This is a genomic window from Tsukamurella ocularis (assembly GCF_965138335.1).
Lineage (GTDB): Bacteria > Actinomycetota > Actinomycetes > Mycobacteriales > Mycobacteriaceae > Tsukamurella > Tsukamurella ocularis_A.
Window position 1 is genome coordinate 38,844 of the sequence record NZ_CBCSDV010000030.1, and the last position, 17,468, is coordinate 56,311.

Annotated in this window: 17 protein-coding genes; 4 read left to right on the forward strand and 13 right to left on the reverse strand. The window is 70.2% G+C overall.

Going from position 1 to position 17,468, the window contains the following annotated elements; all coding sequences use genetic code 11:
- Window positions 1-9 precede the first annotated feature (9 nt).
- The 3 genes from ACNAYW_RS20785 to ACNAYW_RS20795 form a co-directional block, all read right to left on the reverse strand.
- Window positions 10-1,011: a sigma-70 family RNA polymerase sigma factor gene (locus ACNAYW_RS20785; protein WP_415851533.1), complete on the reverse strand. Its 1,002-nt coding sequence runs from the start codon at window positions 1,009-1,011 to the stop codon at window positions 10-12.
- A gap of 112 nt (window positions 1,012-1,123) precedes the next feature.
- Entirely contained in the window at window positions 1,124-2,602 is a 1,479-nt protein-coding gene (locus ACNAYW_RS20790) for a DUF7782 domain-containing protein (protein ID WP_415851534.1), read from the reverse strand.
- Window positions 2,603-2,938: a DUF3099 domain-containing protein gene (locus tag ACNAYW_RS20795; RefSeq protein WP_415851535.1), complete on the reverse strand. Its 336-nt coding sequence runs from the start codon at window positions 2,936-2,938 to the stop codon at window positions 2,603-2,605. It abuts the gene before it with no gap.
- Window positions 2,939-2,976: 38 nt separating this feature from the next.
- Between ACNAYW_RS20795 and ACNAYW_RS20800 the strand changes: the two genes are divergently transcribed.
- Window positions 2,977-3,213, forward strand: a complete 237-nt coding sequence (locus ACNAYW_RS20800; protein ID WP_068535230.1) for a DUF3039 domain-containing protein — start codon at window positions 2,977-2,979, stop codon at window positions 3,211-3,213.
- 4 nt (window positions 3,214-3,217) lie between these two features.
- Here the strand turns inward: ACNAYW_RS20800 and ACNAYW_RS20805 are convergent, their stop codons facing one another.
- Window positions 3,218-4,501 (reverse strand): YihY/virulence factor BrkB family protein, encoded by a 1,284-nt coding sequence (locus ACNAYW_RS20805; RefSeq protein ID WP_415851536.1) that lies wholly within the window; start codon window positions 4,499-4,501, stop codon window positions 3,218-3,220.
- A 151-nt stretch (window positions 4,502-4,652) separates the two neighbouring features.
- Between ACNAYW_RS20805 and ACNAYW_RS20810 the strand changes: the two genes are divergently transcribed.
- Window positions 4,653-6,344: a DEAD/DEAH box helicase gene (locus ACNAYW_RS20810; RefSeq protein ID WP_415851537.1), complete on the forward strand. Its 1,692-nt coding sequence runs from the start codon at window positions 4,653-4,655 to the stop codon at window positions 6,342-6,344.
- Between the two features lie 124 nt (window positions 6,345-6,468).
- Here the strand turns inward: ACNAYW_RS20810 and ACNAYW_RS20815 are convergent, their stop codons facing one another.
- Window positions 6,469-6,684, reverse strand: a complete 216-nt coding sequence (locus ACNAYW_RS20815) for a DUF7455 domain-containing protein (protein WP_415851538.1) — start codon at window positions 6,682-6,684, stop codon at window positions 6,469-6,471.
- 180 nt (window positions 6,685-6,864) lie between these two features.
- Here ACNAYW_RS20815 and ACNAYW_RS20820 point away from each other — a divergent pair, with 180 nt between their 5' ends.
- The gene (locus ACNAYW_RS20820) at window positions 6,865-7,767 is read left to right on the forward strand and encodes an EamA family transporter (RefSeq protein ID WP_415851539.1); all 903 of its coding nucleotides are present in this window, start codon (window positions 6,865-6,867) and stop codon (window positions 7,765-7,767) included.
- A 5-nt stretch (window positions 7,768-7,772) separates the two neighbouring features.
- Here ACNAYW_RS20820 and ACNAYW_RS20825 read toward each other — a convergent pair whose 3' ends face one another.
- The 8 genes from ACNAYW_RS20825 to ACNAYW_RS20860 form a co-directional block, all read right to left on the reverse strand.
- Complete coding sequence (locus ACNAYW_RS20825) at window positions 7,773-9,110, reverse strand: aspartate aminotransferase family protein (protein ID WP_415851540.1); 1,338 nt, start codon at window positions 9,108-9,110, stop codon at window positions 7,773-7,775.
- Between the two features lie 34 nt (window positions 9,111-9,144).
- Window positions 9,145-10,116 (reverse strand): phosphotransferase, encoded by a 972-nt coding sequence (locus ACNAYW_RS20830; RefSeq protein WP_415851541.1) that lies wholly within the window; start codon window positions 10,114-10,116, stop codon window positions 9,145-9,147.
- A gap of 70 nt (window positions 10,117-10,186) precedes the next feature.
- Complete coding sequence (locus ACNAYW_RS20835) at window positions 10,187-11,134, reverse strand: phosphotransferase (RefSeq protein WP_415851542.1); 948 nt, start codon at window positions 11,132-11,134, stop codon at window positions 10,187-10,189.
- Window positions 11,135-11,157: 23 nt separating this feature from the next.
- The gene (locus ACNAYW_RS20840) at window positions 11,158-12,561 is read right to left on the reverse strand and encodes an amidase family protein (RefSeq protein WP_415851543.1); all 1,404 of its coding nucleotides are present in this window, start codon (window positions 12,559-12,561) and stop codon (window positions 11,158-11,160) included.
- Entirely contained in the window at window positions 12,558-13,826 is a 1,269-nt protein-coding gene (locus ACNAYW_RS20845; protein WP_415851544.1) for a M20 family metallo-hydrolase, read from the reverse strand. The genes ACNAYW_RS20840 and ACNAYW_RS20845 overlap by 4 nt, the downstream gene beginning before the upstream one ends.
- Window positions 13,819-15,363 (reverse strand): sodium:solute symporter family protein, encoded by a 1,545-nt coding sequence (locus ACNAYW_RS20850; protein WP_415851545.1) that lies wholly within the window; start codon window positions 15,361-15,363, stop codon window positions 13,819-13,821. Before ACNAYW_RS20850 ends, ACNAYW_RS20845 begins: the two co-directional genes overlap by 8 nt.
- 1 nt (window position 15,364) lies before the next feature.
- On the reverse strand, window positions 15,365-15,646 hold the full coding sequence (locus tag ACNAYW_RS20855; protein ID WP_415851546.1) for a hypothetical protein: 282 nt from the start codon (window positions 15,644-15,646) through the stop codon (window positions 15,365-15,367).
- On the reverse strand, window positions 15,646-16,428 hold the full coding sequence (locus ACNAYW_RS20860) for an inositol monophosphatase family protein (RefSeq protein WP_415851547.1): 783 nt from the start codon (window positions 16,426-16,428) through the stop codon (window positions 15,646-15,648). The genes ACNAYW_RS20855 and ACNAYW_RS20860 overlap by 1 nt, the downstream gene beginning before the upstream one ends.
- Window positions 16,429-16,650: 222 nt before the next feature.
- On the opposite strand from ACNAYW_RS20860, the gene ACNAYW_RS20865 reads away from it, so the two are divergent.
- A complete protein-coding gene (locus tag ACNAYW_RS20865) occupies window positions 16,651-17,430 on the forward strand; it encodes a GntR family transcriptional regulator (RefSeq protein ID WP_415851548.1) in 780 nt (259 codons plus the stop codon).
- The last annotated feature ends 38 nt before the right edge of the window (window positions 17,431-17,468 follow it).

The window sequence follows — 17,468 nt, forward strand, 5'->3', positions numbered from 1 at the left end:
TACTGGTTCCTAGCTCGCGTACGCGCGCAGGCGGTCCGCCCGCTCGCCGTTGCGGAGCTTGCTCATGACCTCGCGCTCGATCTGGCGCACGCGCTCGCGGGAGAGCCCGAAGAGCTTGCCGATCTGGTCGAGGGTGCGCGGCTGGCCGTCGTCCAGGCCGTAGCGCAGGCGGATGACCTGCTGCTCCCGCTCGTCCAGGGTCGCGAGCACGGACCGCACGTCGCTGTGCATGAGTCGCGAGATGACGGCCGACTCGGCCGAGGCGGCCTCGGCGTCCTCGATGAAGTCGCCGAGCGGTGCCTCCTCGTCGGAACCGACGGGCATGTCCAGGCTGACCGGGTCGCGCGAGTGGTCCATGAGATCGGCGATCTTCTCCGCCGGGATGCCGGACTCCTCGGCGAGCTCCGCGTCCGTGGCCTCGCGGCCCAGCTGCTGGTGCAGCTCGCGCCGGATGCGGGCCAGCTTGTTGACCTGCTCCACGAGGTGGACGGGGAGACGGATGGTGCGGGACTGGTCCGCCATGCCGCGCGTGATGGCCTGGCGGATCCACCAGGTGGCGTACGTCGAGAACTTGAAGCCCTTGGCGTAGTCGAACTTCTCCATCGCGCGGATCAGGCCGAGGTTGCCCTCCTGGATCAGGTCGAGCAGGGGCATGCCGCGCCCGGTGTAGCGCTTGGCCAGCGACACCACGAGGCGCAGGTTGGCCTCCAGCAGGTGCTGGCGGGCGGCCTGGCCGTCCCGCACGATGAACGCCAGATCCCGCTTCTTCGAGGCGGCCATCCGCTTCTTGGTGGCGAGCAGGTGCTGTGCGTACAGCCCCGCCTCGATGCGCTTGGCCAGATCGACCTCGTCCTCCGCGGTCAGCAGAGCGGTGCGGCCGATGCCGTTCAGGTACACGCGCACCAGATCCGCGGCGGGACTCTGGGCGTCGAGATCGGCCTCGGTCAGCGGGGGCCGCACCCGATCAGCGGGGCGGGCTGCGGTGCTAACGGTGTTGACGCGGTGTGCCATGTGGCTGCCTCCTGTTCGCCGGTACATCAGGTTCAACGGACGACGGGCGCACAGAGTTCCCGAGCCCGGATCCCCTGACCTGCGGAAACAGCGAGGCGTTCTGAGAAGTTGCTTAGAGGAAGGTTACGAATCCGTGCCGGTGCAGATCTGCGAGGAGTCGGCGGGCCGGATCGGCCAGGTCCTCCGCGCCCGTCGCGGCCTCGAGCAGCAGCACGAGGTCCTCGGTGGTGAGGCCGCCGCGGCACCCGGCGAGCAGGCGGGCGCCCGCGTCGTCCAGCTCGTGGACCCAACGCGGCCCCGACATCCGGGTCACGCGCACCGCGACCTCGTCCCAGCCCTCGTCGCCGGTCACCGATACGCGTTCGAGCGCGACGTCGTCGCCGAGCAGCGGGCGGGCGTCGTCCAGGTCGGCGTCGCGCAGCCACGCCATGCGGGCGAAGTGCGCGGGAACCTCGTCCCCGAGGGGGTCGTCGAACGGGTGGCTCAGGTCCTCGCAGACCACTTCCGACGGGCCGTCGATCGCGCGGAGGAAGACGAAGCCGAAGCCGATGCCCGTGACGCCGGCGTCCGCCAGGTGCGCCAGCCAGCGGTCGGACTTGGCGCGGCCCTCGCCGACGCGGGGGTCGAGCCCCTCGTCGCGCAACCAGGTGCCCACGTACAGCGCCGGATCGGCGACGTCGCGCTGCAGCACCCAGGCGGCGACGCCCTCGGCGGGCAGCCAGGACGCGACCCGCGCCTGCCACGACTCGTCCCCGCGGTGAACCCACGACGCGAGCAGCGCGGCGGTGCCGCCGGGCGCCAGGTGATCGGGTGCGCCCCGCACCACGAGCTCGGAGGCGCCGTCGAGGTCCAGGCCGGAGTCCCGGTAGGTGTGGTCGACCCTGCCCTCGCCCACGACGAACGGCGGATTCGCCAGCAGCAGGTCGAACCGGCGACCCGCGACGGGCGCGAACCAGTCGCCCGTCAGCACCTCGACGTCCGCGCCGTTGAGCGCCGCGGAGGCGGCGGCGAAGCCCGCGGCCCGCCCACTCACGTCGGTGGCGGTGACGGAACCCGCGAACCGGGTCGCGGCGCAGGCGTGTACGCCGCAGCCGGTGCCCAGGTCGAGCACGCTGCCCGTCGGCTCGCGCGGCGTGGCCCGGAGCAGGGACTGCGAGGCGTGCCCGACACCCAGGACGTGCTCGCGGTGCTGCGGGTGCGGCCGCATCAGGCCGTCGAGATCGGAGAGGAACCATTGCGGGCCGTCGGGCAGGTCCAGCGGTCGCAGGCTCAGGGCGGCCCGCACCCGGGCCGGATCCTCCGGGTCGGGCTCCAGCAGGCCGACGCGCAGCGCCTCGTCGACGGTGACGGGGGCGAGGGCGCCGTCGACCTGCGGGCGCGGGACCGGCGCGGCGGCGAGGAACAGTCGGATCAGCACGTCGAGCGGTGCGTCGCCGGGGGCCGCGGCCTCGACGGGGCCGGGCTCGCCGCGCGAGAGGCAGCCCTGGGCGTCGCCCAGGCGATCGGCGACGGCGGTCTCCGAGAAGTCGGCGGCGGCCAGTGCGGGGCCGAGCCGACGGCACAGTGGTGCCAGGCCGGGGGAGAGCAGCACCTATTCGCCGCGCGCCGAGACGGTGGTGATCGGGTGGCCCTGCAGGGCGAGGCGGTCGAGCTTGCGCCGGGTGAAGCGGTCGGGCTCGCCCTTGCGCTTCTTCGGCCGATCGTTGGCGCGGATCACCGCGATCCACGGGATCGGGATGGAGCCGCCGAGCACGGCCAGCGCGATGACCCAGTTGCCGGTGGCCGAGTAGATCCACGCCGAGATGACGAGGGCGGGAATGCGGATCGCCATGATCATCAGGTACCGACGGACGCGCCGCCGGTGCTGCTCGTCGTACGAGTCCTCCGCATCGGTGATGACGTAGGTGGCTTCGCCCTGATTTCCCACACTTCGATCGTCCCACTGCGACTGGCAGAATGAAAGTCATGAGTACGAAGACCCTGGAGAAGCCGGATGTCGACGTCGACGCCGATACCGGCAACGACGACGACACTCCCAAGTTCTTCCACTACGTGCGGAAGAACAAGATCGCCGAATCCGCCGTGATGGGCAACTACGTCGTCGCGCTGTGCGGCGAGACCTTCCCGGTCACCAAGTCGGCGAAGCCCGGCTCGCCGGTGTGCCCCGAGTGCAAGAAAATCTACGACCGCATGAAGAAGTAGCCGCTCAGCGCGGCTCCACTCCGCTCGGCGGCCGGGCCGGCGGCACCCGCGGGGCCTCGGGGTCGACGGTGCGCCGCGCCGGCACGTCCGTCTCGACCGTGCGCCTCGGCGCGTCGGTCCCCGGCTCCGCGGCGGCTCTCGGCTCCATCGCGTCGTCGTCCGGCGCGTCGGCGCGCTGGCGCCGACGGATCGGGTCCGTCGCGCGGCGCAGCCCCTCGGCGGCCGCCTTGCCGGGGTCGGAGATCCCGGCCTCCTTGATCTGCTCGACGACCCAGTCCCGCAGTTGGTCCGTCCGGATCTCCCGTGCGGGCCACCGGTCCTGGAGCGCGGCGTTGAACTCGGCGCCGACCATGACCGCGAAGCCGAGGAAGAACGTGAACAGCAGGAAGGCGATGGGCGTCGCGAGCGCGCCGTAGGAGATACCCCGGCCCGACGCGATGAACGACAGGTACACGCGCAGGCCGGTCGAGGCGACGAGGAAGATCAGCGCCGCCAGCGCGGCGCCCGGCACGTGCCGGTACCAGGGCAGCGGCCGTGGCAGCGCCTGCCGGTAGAGCAGCGCGAGCCCGCCGACCAGCATGAGCACGACGAAGGGCAGGTACCCGAAGTCGATGAGCTGCGCCACCGCCGGGTGCCACGACGCGGGGATGTACTTGACGATGAAGCTCGGCCCCAGCGCGACCAGCGGCAACGTGAAGACCGCGATCACCAGGAACTCGACGTAGAGCAGCAGCGCGAAGAAGCGTTGGTGCACCGGATTGCGCACGGTGTGCTGGTCGTGCGCCATGCTGATCGAATCGACGTACGACGAGAGCGCCGACGAGCCCGCCCACAGCGCGATGATGAAGCCCACCGAGACCACGTCGCCGCGGCCCTGTTGCAGCACCCCGTCGACCATGGGCCGGAGGATCTCGTCCACGACGTTGGGCGTGAAGACCCGCAGGCCGAAGGAGATGATCCGGTCGTGGATCACCCCGATCGTGTCGGGGCCGAACCAGTTCGCGATGTAGCCGATGAGGCCCATCAGGGCGAGCAGCAGCGGCGCCAGCGACAGGGTGGTCCAGAAGGCCGCCTGGGCGCTGTGGCCGACGATCGAGTCGTCCCAGGACTTCACCACGGTGCGCCACAGGACCTGCGGCATGCCCTTGACGACGCCCCACGCGCGGGTGGGGAAGGAGGCACGACGGGGCCGATCCAGGTCCTGCGTGTGCGGGGCCGGATCGCGCGGCTCGGCGTGCTGCGCCGGGCTCGGTTGCCGGCTTCCCGGCGTGCCGTGTGCGTCGTCCATCATGTTCAGTCTTGCGCACCGGCGCCGATCACGCCGGAACCGGGATCGCCGCGTGTTGCGAGTAGACTGCTTCCGGGTTCACGATCGACCCGCCCGCGCCGCGGATCCGCGCCGGACGGGCTTCTCTCGCGGTTTAGGGGTGCGTTTCTCGATGGCGGTTTCACTTCGTGTCTGGCAGCGCCGTGCGCTCACGAAGTACCTGACCTCGAAGCCTCAGGACTTCCTCGCGGTCGCCACGCCCGGCGCCGGCAAGACCACGTTCGCGCTGCGGGTGGCCGCCGAGCTGCTGGCCGACCGCACCGTCGAACGGGTCACGGTCGTCGCGCCGACGGAGCACCTGAAGTACCAGTGGGCCGAGGCGGCCGCGCGCAACGGCATCAACCTCGACCCGAACTTCACCAACTCGGGCGGCAGCACCTCGTCGGACTTCGACGGCGTCGTCATCACGTACGCCCAGGTCGGCATGCACCCGTACAAGCACCACGCGCGGACCACGGCCTACAAGACCCTCGTGATCCTCGATGAGATCCACCACGCCGGCGACGCCAAGAGCTGGGGCGAGGGCGTGCGCGAGGCGTTCGAACCGGCCACCCGCCGGCTCGCCCTCACCGGTACCCCCTTCCGCAGCGACGACAACCCGATCCCATTCGTCACCTACGAGCCGGAGTTCGGCGGCGGCCAGCGGTCCAAGGCCGACCACGTCTACGGCTACTCGGACGCCCTCGCCGACGGCGTGGTCCGACCCGTCGTCTTCCTGGCCTACTCGGGGCAGGCGAGCTGGCGCACCAGTGCGGGCGAGGAGTTCACCGCCCGCCTCGGCGAGCCGCTGAGCAAGGAGCAGACGGCTCGGGCGTGGCGCACGGCGCTCGACCCGCACGGCGACTGGATCCCGGCGGTGCTGCACGCCGCGAACACGCGGCTCGAGCAGTTGCGTCGCGCGATGCCCGACGCGGGCGGCCTGGTCATCGCCACCGACCAGTCGACGGCCCGTGACTACGCCGAGCTGCTGGAGGAGATCAGCGGCGAGAAGGTCACCGTCGTGCTGTCGGACGACCCCACGGCCTCGAAGCGGATCTCCGAGTTCTCCGAGGGCACGGCCAAGTGGATGGTCGCCGTGCGCATGGTGTCCGAGGGCGTCGACGTTCCGCGCCTGGCGGTGGGCGTGTACGCCACGAGCGCGTCGACGCCGCTGTTCTTCGCGCAGGCCATCGGGCGTTTCGTGCGACTGCGCGTGCCGGGCGAGACCGCGAGCGTCTTCCTGCCGTCGGTGCCGGTCCTGCTGGATCTGGCCGCGAAGCTCGAGGAGCAGCGCGACCACGTGCTGGGCAAGCCGCACCGCGAGTCCGACGGGCTCGAGGACGCGCTGCTCATCGACGCGAACAAGCAGAAGGACGAACCCGGCGAGGAGGAGAAGGCGTTCGTCTCGCTGCACGCCGACGCCGAGCTCGACCAGCTGATCTACGACGGCTCCTCGTACGGCACCGCGACCTTCGCGGGGAGCGAGGAGGAGGCCGACTACCTCGGCCTGCCCGGGCTGCTCGACGCCGAGCAGATGCGAGCGCTGCTCAAACAGCGGCAGAAGGACCAGGTGGACACCCGGACGGCCGTGGCCGAGCGCCCGGCCCCGCCGCCGGAGGTCGAGGAGCGGGCGACCGCGGGCGCACAGCTCTCCGCGCTACGTCGCGAGTTGAACTCCCTGGTCGCGATGCATCATCACCGCACCGGCAAACCACACGGAGTCGTGCACAACGAGCTGCGCAGCAAGCTCGGCGGTCCGGTCACGGCGATGGCTTCCGCGGATCAGCTGCGCGAGCGGATCGCCGCCCTGCGCACCTGGAAGTGACCTCGCCACGCCGAGAAGCGCCCGCGCCCGCGTGCGGGTGATCGGGGCGCATGGTCCGAGAACGACGACGGCGCCGGGCACCCGGAAGTAGGGCGGGTGCCCGGCGCCGTCGCGTCGATGAAACCTAGACCGTGACGGGCTCTCCCGCGACGGTGGCGCCCTGCGACTCGAGCTTCTCGCGGTGCTCGGTGAAGTGGTGCCCGCAGAAGAGCAGCTCGAAGCCCGACGGGAGTACCGCACGGACCTGGGCGGCCGCCGAGCAGCGATCGCAGCGGTCGGACGCCGTCAGGGGAGCGAAGGCATCGCCCGCGGGGGCCTCTGAAGTGACTGTGTTCGTCATGACTCCTCCGTTCCTCACGAACTGTTCTTACATCTCTATATACGTCCGAGGGTACCCATTTGTTCCACCACACCGGGGAGGCGGGCGGCATGTTCTCCCAGGGTGAACAACTTCCGGCGCAGGAGAAGCCGCGCGAAACGCACGTGCGGGGGGCGCGGACGGTCGCCTAGGGTGAGGCGCGTGACGCAGCTGATGATCCCCGCGATGTTCGTGATCGGGGCGATCAGCCAGTACGTCGGCGCCTCCCTGGGCGTCGGCCTGTTCGAGCAGCTCTCGCCGGTCGCGGTGGCGTGGCTGCGCGGCGCGGGCGCCGGCCTCATTCTGCTGATCGCGCTGCGCCCCCGGCGCGCCGACTGGACCCCGGCGCGGCTGCGCGCCGCCGCGCTCTTCGGCACCGTCACCGTCGCCATGAACATGGCCTTCTACGAGGCCATCGATCACATCGACCTCGGCACGGCTGTCGCGATCGAGTTCCTCGGGCCGATCGCCGTGGCCGTCGCCGGCTCGCGGCGCGCCGTCGACCTGGCCGCCGCCGCCGCGGCGCTGATCGGTGTCGTGTGCGTCGCGGGCGTCAACCTCGACGGCGCGACGGGCGGCGGGCTCGGGTCCGACGGTGCGATCGGCATCGCCTGCGCGCTGCTCGCGGCGGCGCTGTGGGCGGGGTACATCGTGCTCGGCAAGCGCGTCGCCGATGCGGGCGGTGGCATCGAGGGGCTCGGCGTCGGCCTGGCGGCGGGCGCCCTGGTGCTCGCGCTACCGGGCCTCGGCCCCGAACTCGCGTCGCGGCCCGAGGCCTTCCTCAGCTGGGAGGTGTGGATCCTCGGCCTGGGGCTCGGCCTGCTCAGTTCGGTGGTGCCGTACGCGCTGGATCAGGTGGTCCTCACCCGCGTCGGGCGCGAGCGGTTCGCGCTGCTGCTGGCGCTGCTCCCGGTGACCGCCACCGGGGTCGGCGCGGTGATGCTGGGGCAGCGGCCGGGGTGGCTCGAGGCCGTCGGCATCGCGCTCGTCGTGCTCGCCATCGCTCTCACCTCGCGCCGGACCGAACCCGGGCCCGGGGACCGCTCTGCGATCCCCGGGGCCTGAGCCGGTCAGCCCGCGCGGACCGTGTCCGCGAAGCGCTCCGCGAACCAGTCGACCTCGTCGGCGCTGATCGGCAGCGGCGGCCGAACCTTCAAGACGTTGCCGTGGTGCCCCGCGGTCGAGATCAGCACGCCTCGATCGCGGAGTCCGTCTACGAGCGCGGCTGCGGCCGTGCGGTCCGGGGTCCTACTGTCGGGATCGGTGACGATCTCGACGCCGACGAACAGTCCGCGGCCCCGGACGTCGCCGATGGACGGCGTGTCCCGCTGGATCTCACGGAGGTGGCCGAGCAACTGATCACCACGGGCCGCGACGGACTCGATGAGATGCTCGCCTTCGATCACGTCCAGGACCGCCGCCGCGGCGGCCATCGATACGGGGTTGCCGCCGAACGTGTTGAAGTAGGGGACCGAACCCGTCAGCGCGTCGGCGATGCCGGTCGTCAGAACGGTGGCGGCTACGGGTAGCCCCGCGGCCATGGGCTTGCCCATCGTCACGATGTCAGGGGTCACGGAGTGCCGTTCGTACCCCCACATGCCGTGGCCCAGCCGGCCGAATCCCGGTTGGACCTCGTCCGCGATGAAGACGCCCCCCGCGGCGCGGACCGCCGCGACCGCGCCCGCGATGACGCCGGCGGGGTCGGGCTGGATGCCGTCCGAGGAGAAAACGGTATCGAGCAGGAGTGCGGCCACCCCGGTGCCGGACCTGCGGAGGTCGTCGGCCGCCGCCTCGACGGCCGCGGTGAACGCCGCCGCAGCGGCGTGTCCGCTCCTGTACGGGTCCGGCGCGTCGACGACCCGCACCCAGGCGGGTACGTCGGGGTCCACTGACGGCGAACACGCAGCGCTCACCGTCGTGCCCCCGTGGTAGGCGCCGCGGGTGACGATGACTCCCTCGCCCCCGGTCGCACGACGGGCGAGCCGCACCGCGAGGTCGTTGGCCTCGGAGCCGGTGCACGTGAAGGAGACCTGTCCGAATCCGGGCATCGTGCGCAATAGGCGCTGCCCGTAGTCGATCGCGCCTTCGTGCAGGTAGCGGGTGTGCGTGTTGAGTGTCGCTGCCTGCGTCGCGATGGCCTCGACCACTGCCGGATGGCAGTGGCCCACGCTCGCGACGTTGTTGTACATGTCGAGGAACCGGCTGCCGTCCGCGTCGGTGAGCCAGAGCCCTTGCGCTGAGACCGGGTGGATGGGACGCCGGTACAGGAGCGGCGTGCGCTCGCCGAGAGTGGCGTCGCGGCGGGCGATCAGGTCGATGACGTCGGTGGGGAGCTCCGCCGCATCGGCGGCGGTGAACCTGTTGACGTCGAGGGGGGAGGTGGTAGGTGCAGATGTGGTGTCCGCCATGGCGCGGCCTTTCACTCGTGCTCCAGGAGGGGCGTCACAGAGTGGACAGCCACAGCCCCCAGCGCGGATCGTTCATCTTCAGGCGCGAGCGCATCAGCTTCCAGGCGCCGTACTTGTGGTAGTCGAAGTCCCATGCGTCGGTGAGTCGCTGATTCACGCAGCCCCACAGGCCCCACTTGAGGTCGGCGAGCGCGCTGAACACCTCGACGCGGGCGACGGTGGCGAAGTCGGCGCGGCCGTAGAACTCCTCCACCATCTCGTGGACGCGGGCGTCGTCGTAGAACATCTCGGTGACCAGCACCGCGAGTTCGTAGGCCCGCTCGTTGTCGGAGGCGAACTCGTAGTCGACGAGCTTCATCGGTCGCGTCGGGTGGTAGAGGAAATTGCCCGGCATCGGGTCGTTGTGACAGGGAACGAGATCCAATCCACCGGCGATCAGGGCGTCCCGTGCAGCGCGGTACTCGGTGACGAGGGCACCCGTGAAGGCGGGAAGCGATACGGCCAGTTCCGTGGCTTGCGCCAGGTGCTCGTCGATCATGTCGAGCACCGTCTTGCGGTGACCGAGCGGTCCGGACGCGTGCAGGGTTCGGTAGAGCTTGACGATCTCCAGGGGGATGTCGTCCCGCTTGAGATCGCCGTTCGTGCATGCCGAGTACCCCTCGAGGAACTCGACCACTTCGACGCCCGTGCTGGCGTCGAAGAGCACGATTTCGGGTCCGATGCCGAGATCGCCGGCGCGCTTGCCCGCTTCGTCGGTCACGCCGCGGTCGATGAACGCCTCGCTCCCGGCGCCCGGGAGCTTGAGGAAGTACCGTCGGTCGGCTCCTGCGACGGTGACTCGCCAGTTGCTGTTCTGCAAGCCGCCAGTGACCGGCGCGTAGTACATGTCCCGGCCGTTCCAGATGTCGATCCCGGCCAACACGGATTCGACTGCGCGCTCGTCGGCGGTGCGGGCGGTGCCCATGGCGCGATCATCGGGCGCGAGGGAGGGGGCGGCGTCCGCCATAGGGGCAGTGTGGTTTTCGGTCATCATGATGGAACCGTTGATCCTTTCTGTCCGGAGTCTTTCCGCTCGACTAGACGGAACGGAACCGGTCGTCGTAGCGGGGGTCACGCAGCTGCGCGCGTGCGCGCAGGAACTGCCAGTCGGCGAACTTCGAGTACTCCTGGGTAGCAGGACGTGCGGCGTCGCAGTACGAGCCGATGAGGCCCCACCGCACCTGATCGGCAATGCTGTACGCGCGAGCCCTGGCGAATGCGGCACTGTCGAAAGAGCCCCAGGCCCGCTCGAACAGAGCCTCGGCGGCACTCTCCAGAGGCGCGAGCTCCGCCAGCACCGAGCCGATGTCCTGCAACGGATCCGCGTCCGCGGCGCAGTCGAAGTCGACGAGGAGCAGGCCTCCGCCGTCCAGAACGAGCACGTTGGAGACGTTGGCGTCACCGTGGATCGGCACGCGATCGAATCCGGATGCAGTGATGGCGGATTCGGCACGTCCGAGCAGTCGGAGCATCCATGGCAGGTCCGCCGGTAGGGTCGCTCCGGCGCGTGCCGCCGCGGCCGAAGCCGTCCGGATATCATCGAAAACGGTCGCGGCGCGCCCGACCGGAGGCAGGGCGTGTACCGCGCGCCGGAGCGCGATCACGTCGTCGAGACGGCCGGCGTCGTCGAACAGGTCGAGGTTCGCGGTGTGGGCCCGCGCCGTGAAGTCCTCGGTGATGAGGATGCGCTTGGCAGGGTCGGCGTGGTGGACGCGCGGGGCGAGGCCGGCCTCCCCGGCGGCGACACTCGCGCCGAACGACGATTCCGCGTCCACGTACGCGGAGGTGTGCGGCTCGAGCATCTTCACGTGACATCCACCGCCTGGGCGGGCCTCGTCCGCGGCGGGGAACGGCAGCGGGACGGACCACCTGCGGGAGTCCGCACCCCACCAGCTCGGGCTCGCCATCACAGGTTGGGGCAGCGCGCAGCCGGTATCCGGCCACCATTGCGCGAGGTCGTCCTGGCTCGGTTCGGACGTGCTCACCGTCGGCTCCTTCGTCGTCGCTGTCATCGGACGCCGCCTGCGGCGGCGAAGAGGGGCGGACGGCCCACCGTCACGGGGCGATGGGCCTCGAGCCAGCGGCTCAACCTCAGTACGTGCTGGTCGGACAGACGCGGTCCCGCGATCTGCAGTCCCACCGGGCAGCCGTCGATCAGGCCGAACGGGACGCTCGATGCGGGCTGGCCGGTCTGGTTGAACCATGCGGTGAACGTGCAGTGGGCCAGCGGGTGGGCGGTATCGATCCCGGGCTGGTCGGCGGCGAACCCCGGGGTCGGTATCACCGGCGCGAGAACGAAGTCGAACTCCGAGGTGGCTGCTTGCATGGCGGCCTGGGCACCGTCGACGATGCCCAGGTCGCGAGCGTGGTCGGTGGCGGAGTACGCGGCCGCCGCTGCGGCCCAGTCGGCGACCGCCGGGTGCGCCAGGTCCCTCCTGGCGGGTGCGATGTTCTCCCACTCCGTGCGGGCACGGACCTGGAACACCCGGTCGAGGGCGTCACTCGGTTCGGCTCCGAAGGGCGCGGTGAACTCGGTGACGTCCGCGCCGCCCGACGCCAGGACGTCAGCTGCGGACTGCAGGACGTCGCGAACGCGGGGGTCGAGCGGGAACCGGGGATCGACCTCGGTGAGCACGCCGAAGCGCAGCCCCGTGGGCGACAGCGCGGCGTCGAGGTGGTCGGGGACGTCCGACCCGAGCGCAAGGGCGTCGCGCGGGTCGAAACGCGCGATGACCCGATACAGGTCGATCACCTCATCCACGGTGCGGGCCATCGGTCCGGGGGACCGGGTCGTCGACGCCGGGAGATGCGGGATCCTTCCCTGTGTGGGCTTGAGCGCCACGACGCCGCAGTGGGCCGCCGGCAGCCGCACCGAACCTGCTATGTCGGTGCCGACGGCGCCGAAACCTATTCCCGCGGCCAGCGAGGCCCCCGCTCCCGCCGACGATCCGCCCGTATTGCGATCGGTGTTCCAGGGGTTGCGCACGACGCCGTACAGCGAGCTGACTCCCGCGGCCATCATGCCGAAGTCGGGCATCGTGGTCTTCGCCACGATCACCGCGCCGGCTTCCTTGAGGCGCGCGGCGGGCGGTGTGTCGATGCGCGCGTCGGGAACTCCGGCGTGCGCCGCGCTGCCGTGGCGCCAGGGGGTTCCGACGGCGTTGATGCTGTCTTTGATGGTCACGGGCAGGCCGTCGAAGTCACTCAGCGGTGAGCCGGCGGCCCAGCGCGCCGCGCTGGCCTCCGCCGCGGCCCGCGCCGCCCGGTCGTCACGATGGGCGATGGCGTTGATAGCCGGGTTTCGTTCGTCGATGCGCGCGAGCGTCGCTTCGAGAAGGTCGACGGGGCTCAGGTCGCCGGTCCGCAATCGGGAGCGGACCTCTGCAGCGGGTAGGTCGAGCATGGCGGTCATGGGGCGCTCCTATCGGTCTCGGGTCCGGAGGTCACGAGATGTTCGGCGATCGATGTGAGGACGTCGACACCGGCGAGAAGATCACAGTCACGGGTGAATTCGTGCGTAGAATGGGAAACTCCGTTCACGCTCGGGACGAAGGCGAGGATCGTGGGCACGACCCGGCTCAGTGCGACGGCGTCGTGGCCGGCACGGGTCGACATCTCCCGGACCGGCAGGCCTGCGTCCGCACCGGCCTTGTGGGTGATCCGCACGCCCGCGGGCCAGAACGGCGCGGCCTCGCGGACGGCGCAGGCGGCGATCTCCACGGTCGTCTCACCGGCGGCGGTGATCGCCTCGTACGCGGCGAGCAGCCGCGCATGTGCGTCGTCGAGTCGCTCCGCGTTGTGCGCGCGCAGGTCGACGTTCAGCCTCACCCGGCTCGGGACGACGACCGGCGAGCCGGGCTCCACGTCGATGCGCCCGACCGCGGACAACACCTCGTCCGTCGGGTAGGCGGTCGCGACCTCACGGGTGGCGAGTATCACCTGAGCGGCGCCCACGAGGGCGTCGCGTCGGTCGGCCATCGAGGTGGCGCCGGTGTGGCTCTGCTCGCCGTGCACCACCACCGTGTACTTCCGCACGGCCCAGTTCGCTGTCACCGCGCCGATCCGGTCTCCGGAGTCGTCGAGTTCCCGGCCCTGCTCGATGTGCACCTCCGCGTAGGCGGACGGCACGGGGGCGGGTTCGCTGCCGCTCATGGCGGTCTCGGTGAGTGCGCGGGCGACGGTCACACCGTCGGTGTCGCTCGCGCGGAGCATCCGGTCCGTATCGAGCTCTCCGGTGAAGCAGCTGGAGCCCATGACGCTCGGGCTGAACCGGGCGCCCTCCTCGTTGAACCAGTCCACGACGGCGAGGTTGCGACGCGGTACGACGGTGCCGGCGCGCACCGCGCGGTTGATCCGGGTGGCCGCGTGGAGCGCGGCCAGGACGCCGAACGCTCCGTCGAACCGACCACCGTTCGGTTGGCTGTCCGAGTGGGAACCGATCAGCACGTACGGTTCGCCGGGCATCCACTCGAATCTCCCGAAGAGGTTGCCGATGCGGTCGAAGGAGGTGCGGGCGCCCGTCTCCGTCAACCGCTCGGCGAGCCATCGGCGGGCCTCCGCGTGTGCGGCGGTTCCGGCCAGCCGGTGCAGCCCACCGTCGGCCGTGGCGCCGAAGCTCGACCAGGTGGCGAAGTCGGCGCAGAAGGGCTGCGTGTCCACATCGAAGTACTCAGGCATCAGCGACCTCCGGGACGGCCGTGCCGCTCGCCGGGCGAGAGCGTGGAAGTGGCACGGGTGCTGCTGCGACAGTGAACATCTCGGCGACATGACGGCGCTCGTCGGGGGATTGCCCGGTAGCGGCGGAGACGACGAGGAAGACGACAAGGTTGACCGCGAGGCCGACCACGCCACCGGTGAGGGATCCGAGCGCGGGGATGTCGTCCGGGTACACCACGGTCAGCGCGAGCGCGGTGAGGAAGCCGGTCGCCATGCCCGCCATCGCGCCGTACTTGTTGCCGCCGCGCCAGAAGATCCCGAGGAACAACGGCACGGCGAGCTGCACGATCGACTGGTAGGACAACTGCGCGAGGAGCTGTAGTCGCGGCATGTCGAAGGTGAAGAAGGCGACGACTGCCGCGCATCCCATGTAGATCACCATGCTGCCCTTGGCGACCGCGGTGAGTTGGCGGTCGGAAAGCGGACGGCTCGGGCGGTCGACGAGGTCGTTGGCGATCTGGAGCCCGCAGACCTGAACGCTGCCGTCGATGTGCCCCATCGACGCGGCGAACACCATGGTGACGGCGAGGCCGAGCATCCACGTTCCGCCCCAGTCGCCGAGCAGCGTGAACCACCCGACCTGCGGCGCGTCATGGACCGCGGGCAGTGTGGTGGCGGCGAGACCGACCAGCATCAGCAGCGTGTAGAACACGCCCGAGATGAGGATCGTCCGGAGCGTGCCGGCCTTGACCGCCCGCACCCCGGACGCGGTGTAGATCCGCTGGAAGCTCATCGGCCAGCACAGCGAGCCGATGACGCCCGTGAAGATGAGGCTGAACAGGTACCAGGGGCCGTATGCGTCGCCGTCGCCCGGCACCCGCAGCGCCGAATCCGCGAGGTGCGCGAGTGTGGCGAAACTGACCGGGCCCCCGGCGATCCCGCTGAGTAGGACCAGGCACACCACAGCGGAGAAGCCGTAGGCCACGATGCCTTGGAACATGTCCGTCATGATCAGGCCGCGCATCCCCATCTTGACGGTCCAGTACTGGCGCACCACGATCGTGATCAGGCCGACGACCAGACACGTGGTGATCGACCACGCCCCGCCGCTCGCCACCCGGAAGATCTCCCCGAGCGCCTGCATGCCGAGGACCACCCAGGGGAACACCGAGACGATGCCGATGGCGCTGGCCATCACCTTCACGCCGCGCGACCGGAACCGCACGCCCATCAGCTGCGGCTGGCTGCGCAAGTCGTAGCGCGCGCCCCAACGCCACGCTCGGGTGGCCATGAAGTACATCGCCGCCACACCGAGGGTCGAGTACGCGAGCCCGTAGAAGCCGAAGACGCCGGGGCCGGCCGCCAGCCCGAAGAAGACGATGAACACCGCGCCGGGCCACCAGGAGTTCACATAGCACATCGCGACGTACCAGGGGCCGTAGCTGCGGCCGCCCACCGCGTACTCGTCGAAGGTCGGTTTGGAGGTGCGCTGAGTGATGTAAAGAATCGCAATGATGCACGCGTAGAAGAGTCCGAGCATCGTGAGCATCAGGGCCATGTCAGTGCTCCTCCGCCTGGGCCGGGGTATCGGAGATCAGTGATTCGTCGAGCTCGCCCCGGACGTCCTCGATCCAGTACTGGGCCCAGAGGCCGAGCCCGACGAGAGCTGCGGTGCCGATCCAGTACATGAGCGAGAGCGGGATGCCGAGGATCAGTACGGCCTTCCCGCTCGACCAGAGATACAACGGAGGGAAGAGCGCCAACACGAGGGCGGTGGCGTAGCCCGCAGTGAACAGCCCGGTGAGCACACGCCCATCGACTGCTCGGATGAAGTTCTTCATCAGGAGATTCCTTCGTTGACGAGGCGGAGCACATCGTCATGGATGTGTCCGTTGGAAGCGATGCCATGGCCCGAATCGAATCGAGCCTCGCCGCGGAGATCGGTGAAGCGGCCACCCGCTTCGGTGATGATCACGGGCATCGGCGCGAGGTCGTAGGTCTGCGCCGTGTAGTCGACGAGGGCGTCCACGTCACCGGATGCCACGAGGGCGTATCCGAACGCGTCGCCCCACGTGCGCAGTACCGCGCCGCGGTCGTGCAGGCGCGCGATGACGGCGGGGGACCAGTCCTCGAGCCACGTGGCCATCACGTGAGCGCCGGTCAGATCGGTCCGGTCGGAGACGCGCACGCGCCGACCGTTGCGGTAGCAGCCGCGCCCGGTCTCGGCGTGGACCAGGACGCCGAGGCTCGGGAGGTTGATGGCGCCGAAGACGATGCGGCCCTGCACCTCGTGGGCGAGCAGGTTCGCGTACAGCGGGACGCCGTGCACGAACGACTTGGTGCCGTCGATCGGGTCGATGATCCACCTGTCACCGGACGTCCCCTCGACGGTGCCGAACTCCTCCCCGACGACTCCGTCGTCGGGGAACCGTGCGGCCAGTGCGTCGCGGATGGACGCCTCGGTCTCGCGGTCGGCCCGGGTCACGGGCGATCCGTCGGCCTTGGTCTCGACGTCGAGGCGGCCTCGCTCGAACCACGATCGCGAGATCTCCCCGGCACCGCGGAGGATGTCGAGTGCGTGGTCGGCGACGGTGGCTCCGACGTCGTCGGGAATCGTCTGCATCAGATGCTGTCCTTCGGTCGGGAGGTTCCCTGTGCTGCTCGTGGTGGCCCGCCGAGCAGTAACGCAGATCATGCGCGCGGCCCATTTCTGGTCTCACCGATTTCTCGTTACAGACACATGACGCCAGGTCAGAGGTAGATTTCCTCCGTGAAGTCGGCAGGCTCGGGATCCCTCGTCGAGGGATGATTCCCCGAATCGGTTTCACATCGGACGGAGGCGGACGTGACACTGGCGGACGACACGGTGGTGACGCTGCGCCGACTGGCGGACGAGCTCGAGGGGCGCGGTGGCACGAAGCTGCCGCCCGAGCGAGAGGTCGCAGAGCGACTCGGGGTCTCCCGTGCGACGGTGCGACGGGCGATCGATCTGCTGGTTCGGGAGGGCCGGCTCAGACGGGTGGTGGGCCGAGCAGGCGGGGCCTACCTGGTGGGCGGCTCCGGAGTCGAGGTCACCGGATTCGAACTCCCGACGGGACGGCGGCTGGCGCGCGACCTCAACACCGTGCGCGGGGTGCCCGAGATGTTGACCCTGCAGGGTTTCGTCGGAGGTACACGGGTGGTGGAGGCACGCCTCCTTCCGGCGAGCGACGCCGTCGCGAGGGCGCTGGAGGTCGATCGCGGTACTGAAGTGTTGTCCCTGCTGCGGGTGCGATTCGCCGATGCCGACACACTGTCGCTCGACCACGCGTACGTCACGTTGGGGAGGAAGATGATCGGTTGCGATTTCTCGGGTTCGCTCTACGAGACCCTGCAGGATCGCTTCGGGGTTCCGATCGTGGCGACGGACGAGATCATCGACACGGTGGGGGCGACGGAGCGCACCGGACGAATGCTCGGACTGCCCCTCGGGGCGCCGTTGTTGCGGTTGGAGCGCGTCGGGTACGACGAGCGGGATCGCCCGACCGAGTACTCGATCGACCTGTTCCGTGCGGATCGCACACGCCTACGGGTTCGGACCTCGTCATCCGACGCTGAGCCATCCTCACGGGTTAGATTCGGGTAATGCAGACCGGTGATGCACAGTCGTCCGCCCACCCGCCC

Coding starts and splice junctions, on each gene's coding strand:
- ACNAYW_RS20785 (WP_415851533.1), bottom strand. CDS start 1,011: ATGGCACACCGCGTCAACACCGTTAGCACCGCAGCCCGCCCCGCTGAT.
- ACNAYW_RS20800 (WP_068535230.1), top strand. CDS start 2,977: ATGAGTACGAAGACCCTGGAGAAGCCGGATGTCGACGTCGACGCCGAT.
- ACNAYW_RS20805 (WP_415851536.1), bottom strand. CDS start 4,501: ATGGACGACGCACACGGCACGCCGGGAAGCCGGCAACCGAGCCCGGCG.
- ACNAYW_RS20810 (WP_415851537.1), top strand. CDS start 4,653: ATGGCGGTTTCACTTCGTGTCTGGCAGCGCCGTGCGCTCACGAAGTAC.
- ACNAYW_RS20815 (WP_415851538.1), bottom strand. CDS start 6,684: ATGACGAACACAGTCACTTCAGAGGCCCCCGCGGGCGATGCCTTCGCT.
- ACNAYW_RS20825 (WP_415851540.1), bottom strand. CDS start 9,110: ATGGCGGACACCACATCTGCACCTACCACCTCCCCCCTCGACGTCAAC.
- ACNAYW_RS20830 (WP_415851541.1), bottom strand. CDS start 10,116: ATGGCGGACGCCGCCCCCTCCCTCGCGCCCGATGATCGCGCCATGGGC.
- ACNAYW_RS20840 (WP_415851543.1), bottom strand. CDS start 12,561: ATGACCGCCATGCTCGACCTACCCGCTGCAGAGGTCCGCTCCCGATTG.
- ACNAYW_RS20845 (WP_415851544.1), bottom strand. CDS start 13,826: ATGCCTGAGTACTTCGATGTGGACACGCAGCCCTTCTGCGCCGACTTC.
- ACNAYW_RS20850 (WP_415851545.1), bottom strand. CDS start 15,363: ATGGCCCTGATGCTCACGATGCTCGGACTCTTCTACGCGTGCATCATT.
- ACNAYW_RS20855 (WP_415851546.1), bottom strand. CDS start 15,646: ATGAAGAACTTCATCCGAGCAGTCGATGGGCGTGTGCTCACCGGGCTG.
- ACNAYW_RS20860 (WP_415851547.1), bottom strand. CDS start 16,428: ATGCAGACGATTCCCGACGACGTCGGAGCCACCGTCGCCGACCACGCA.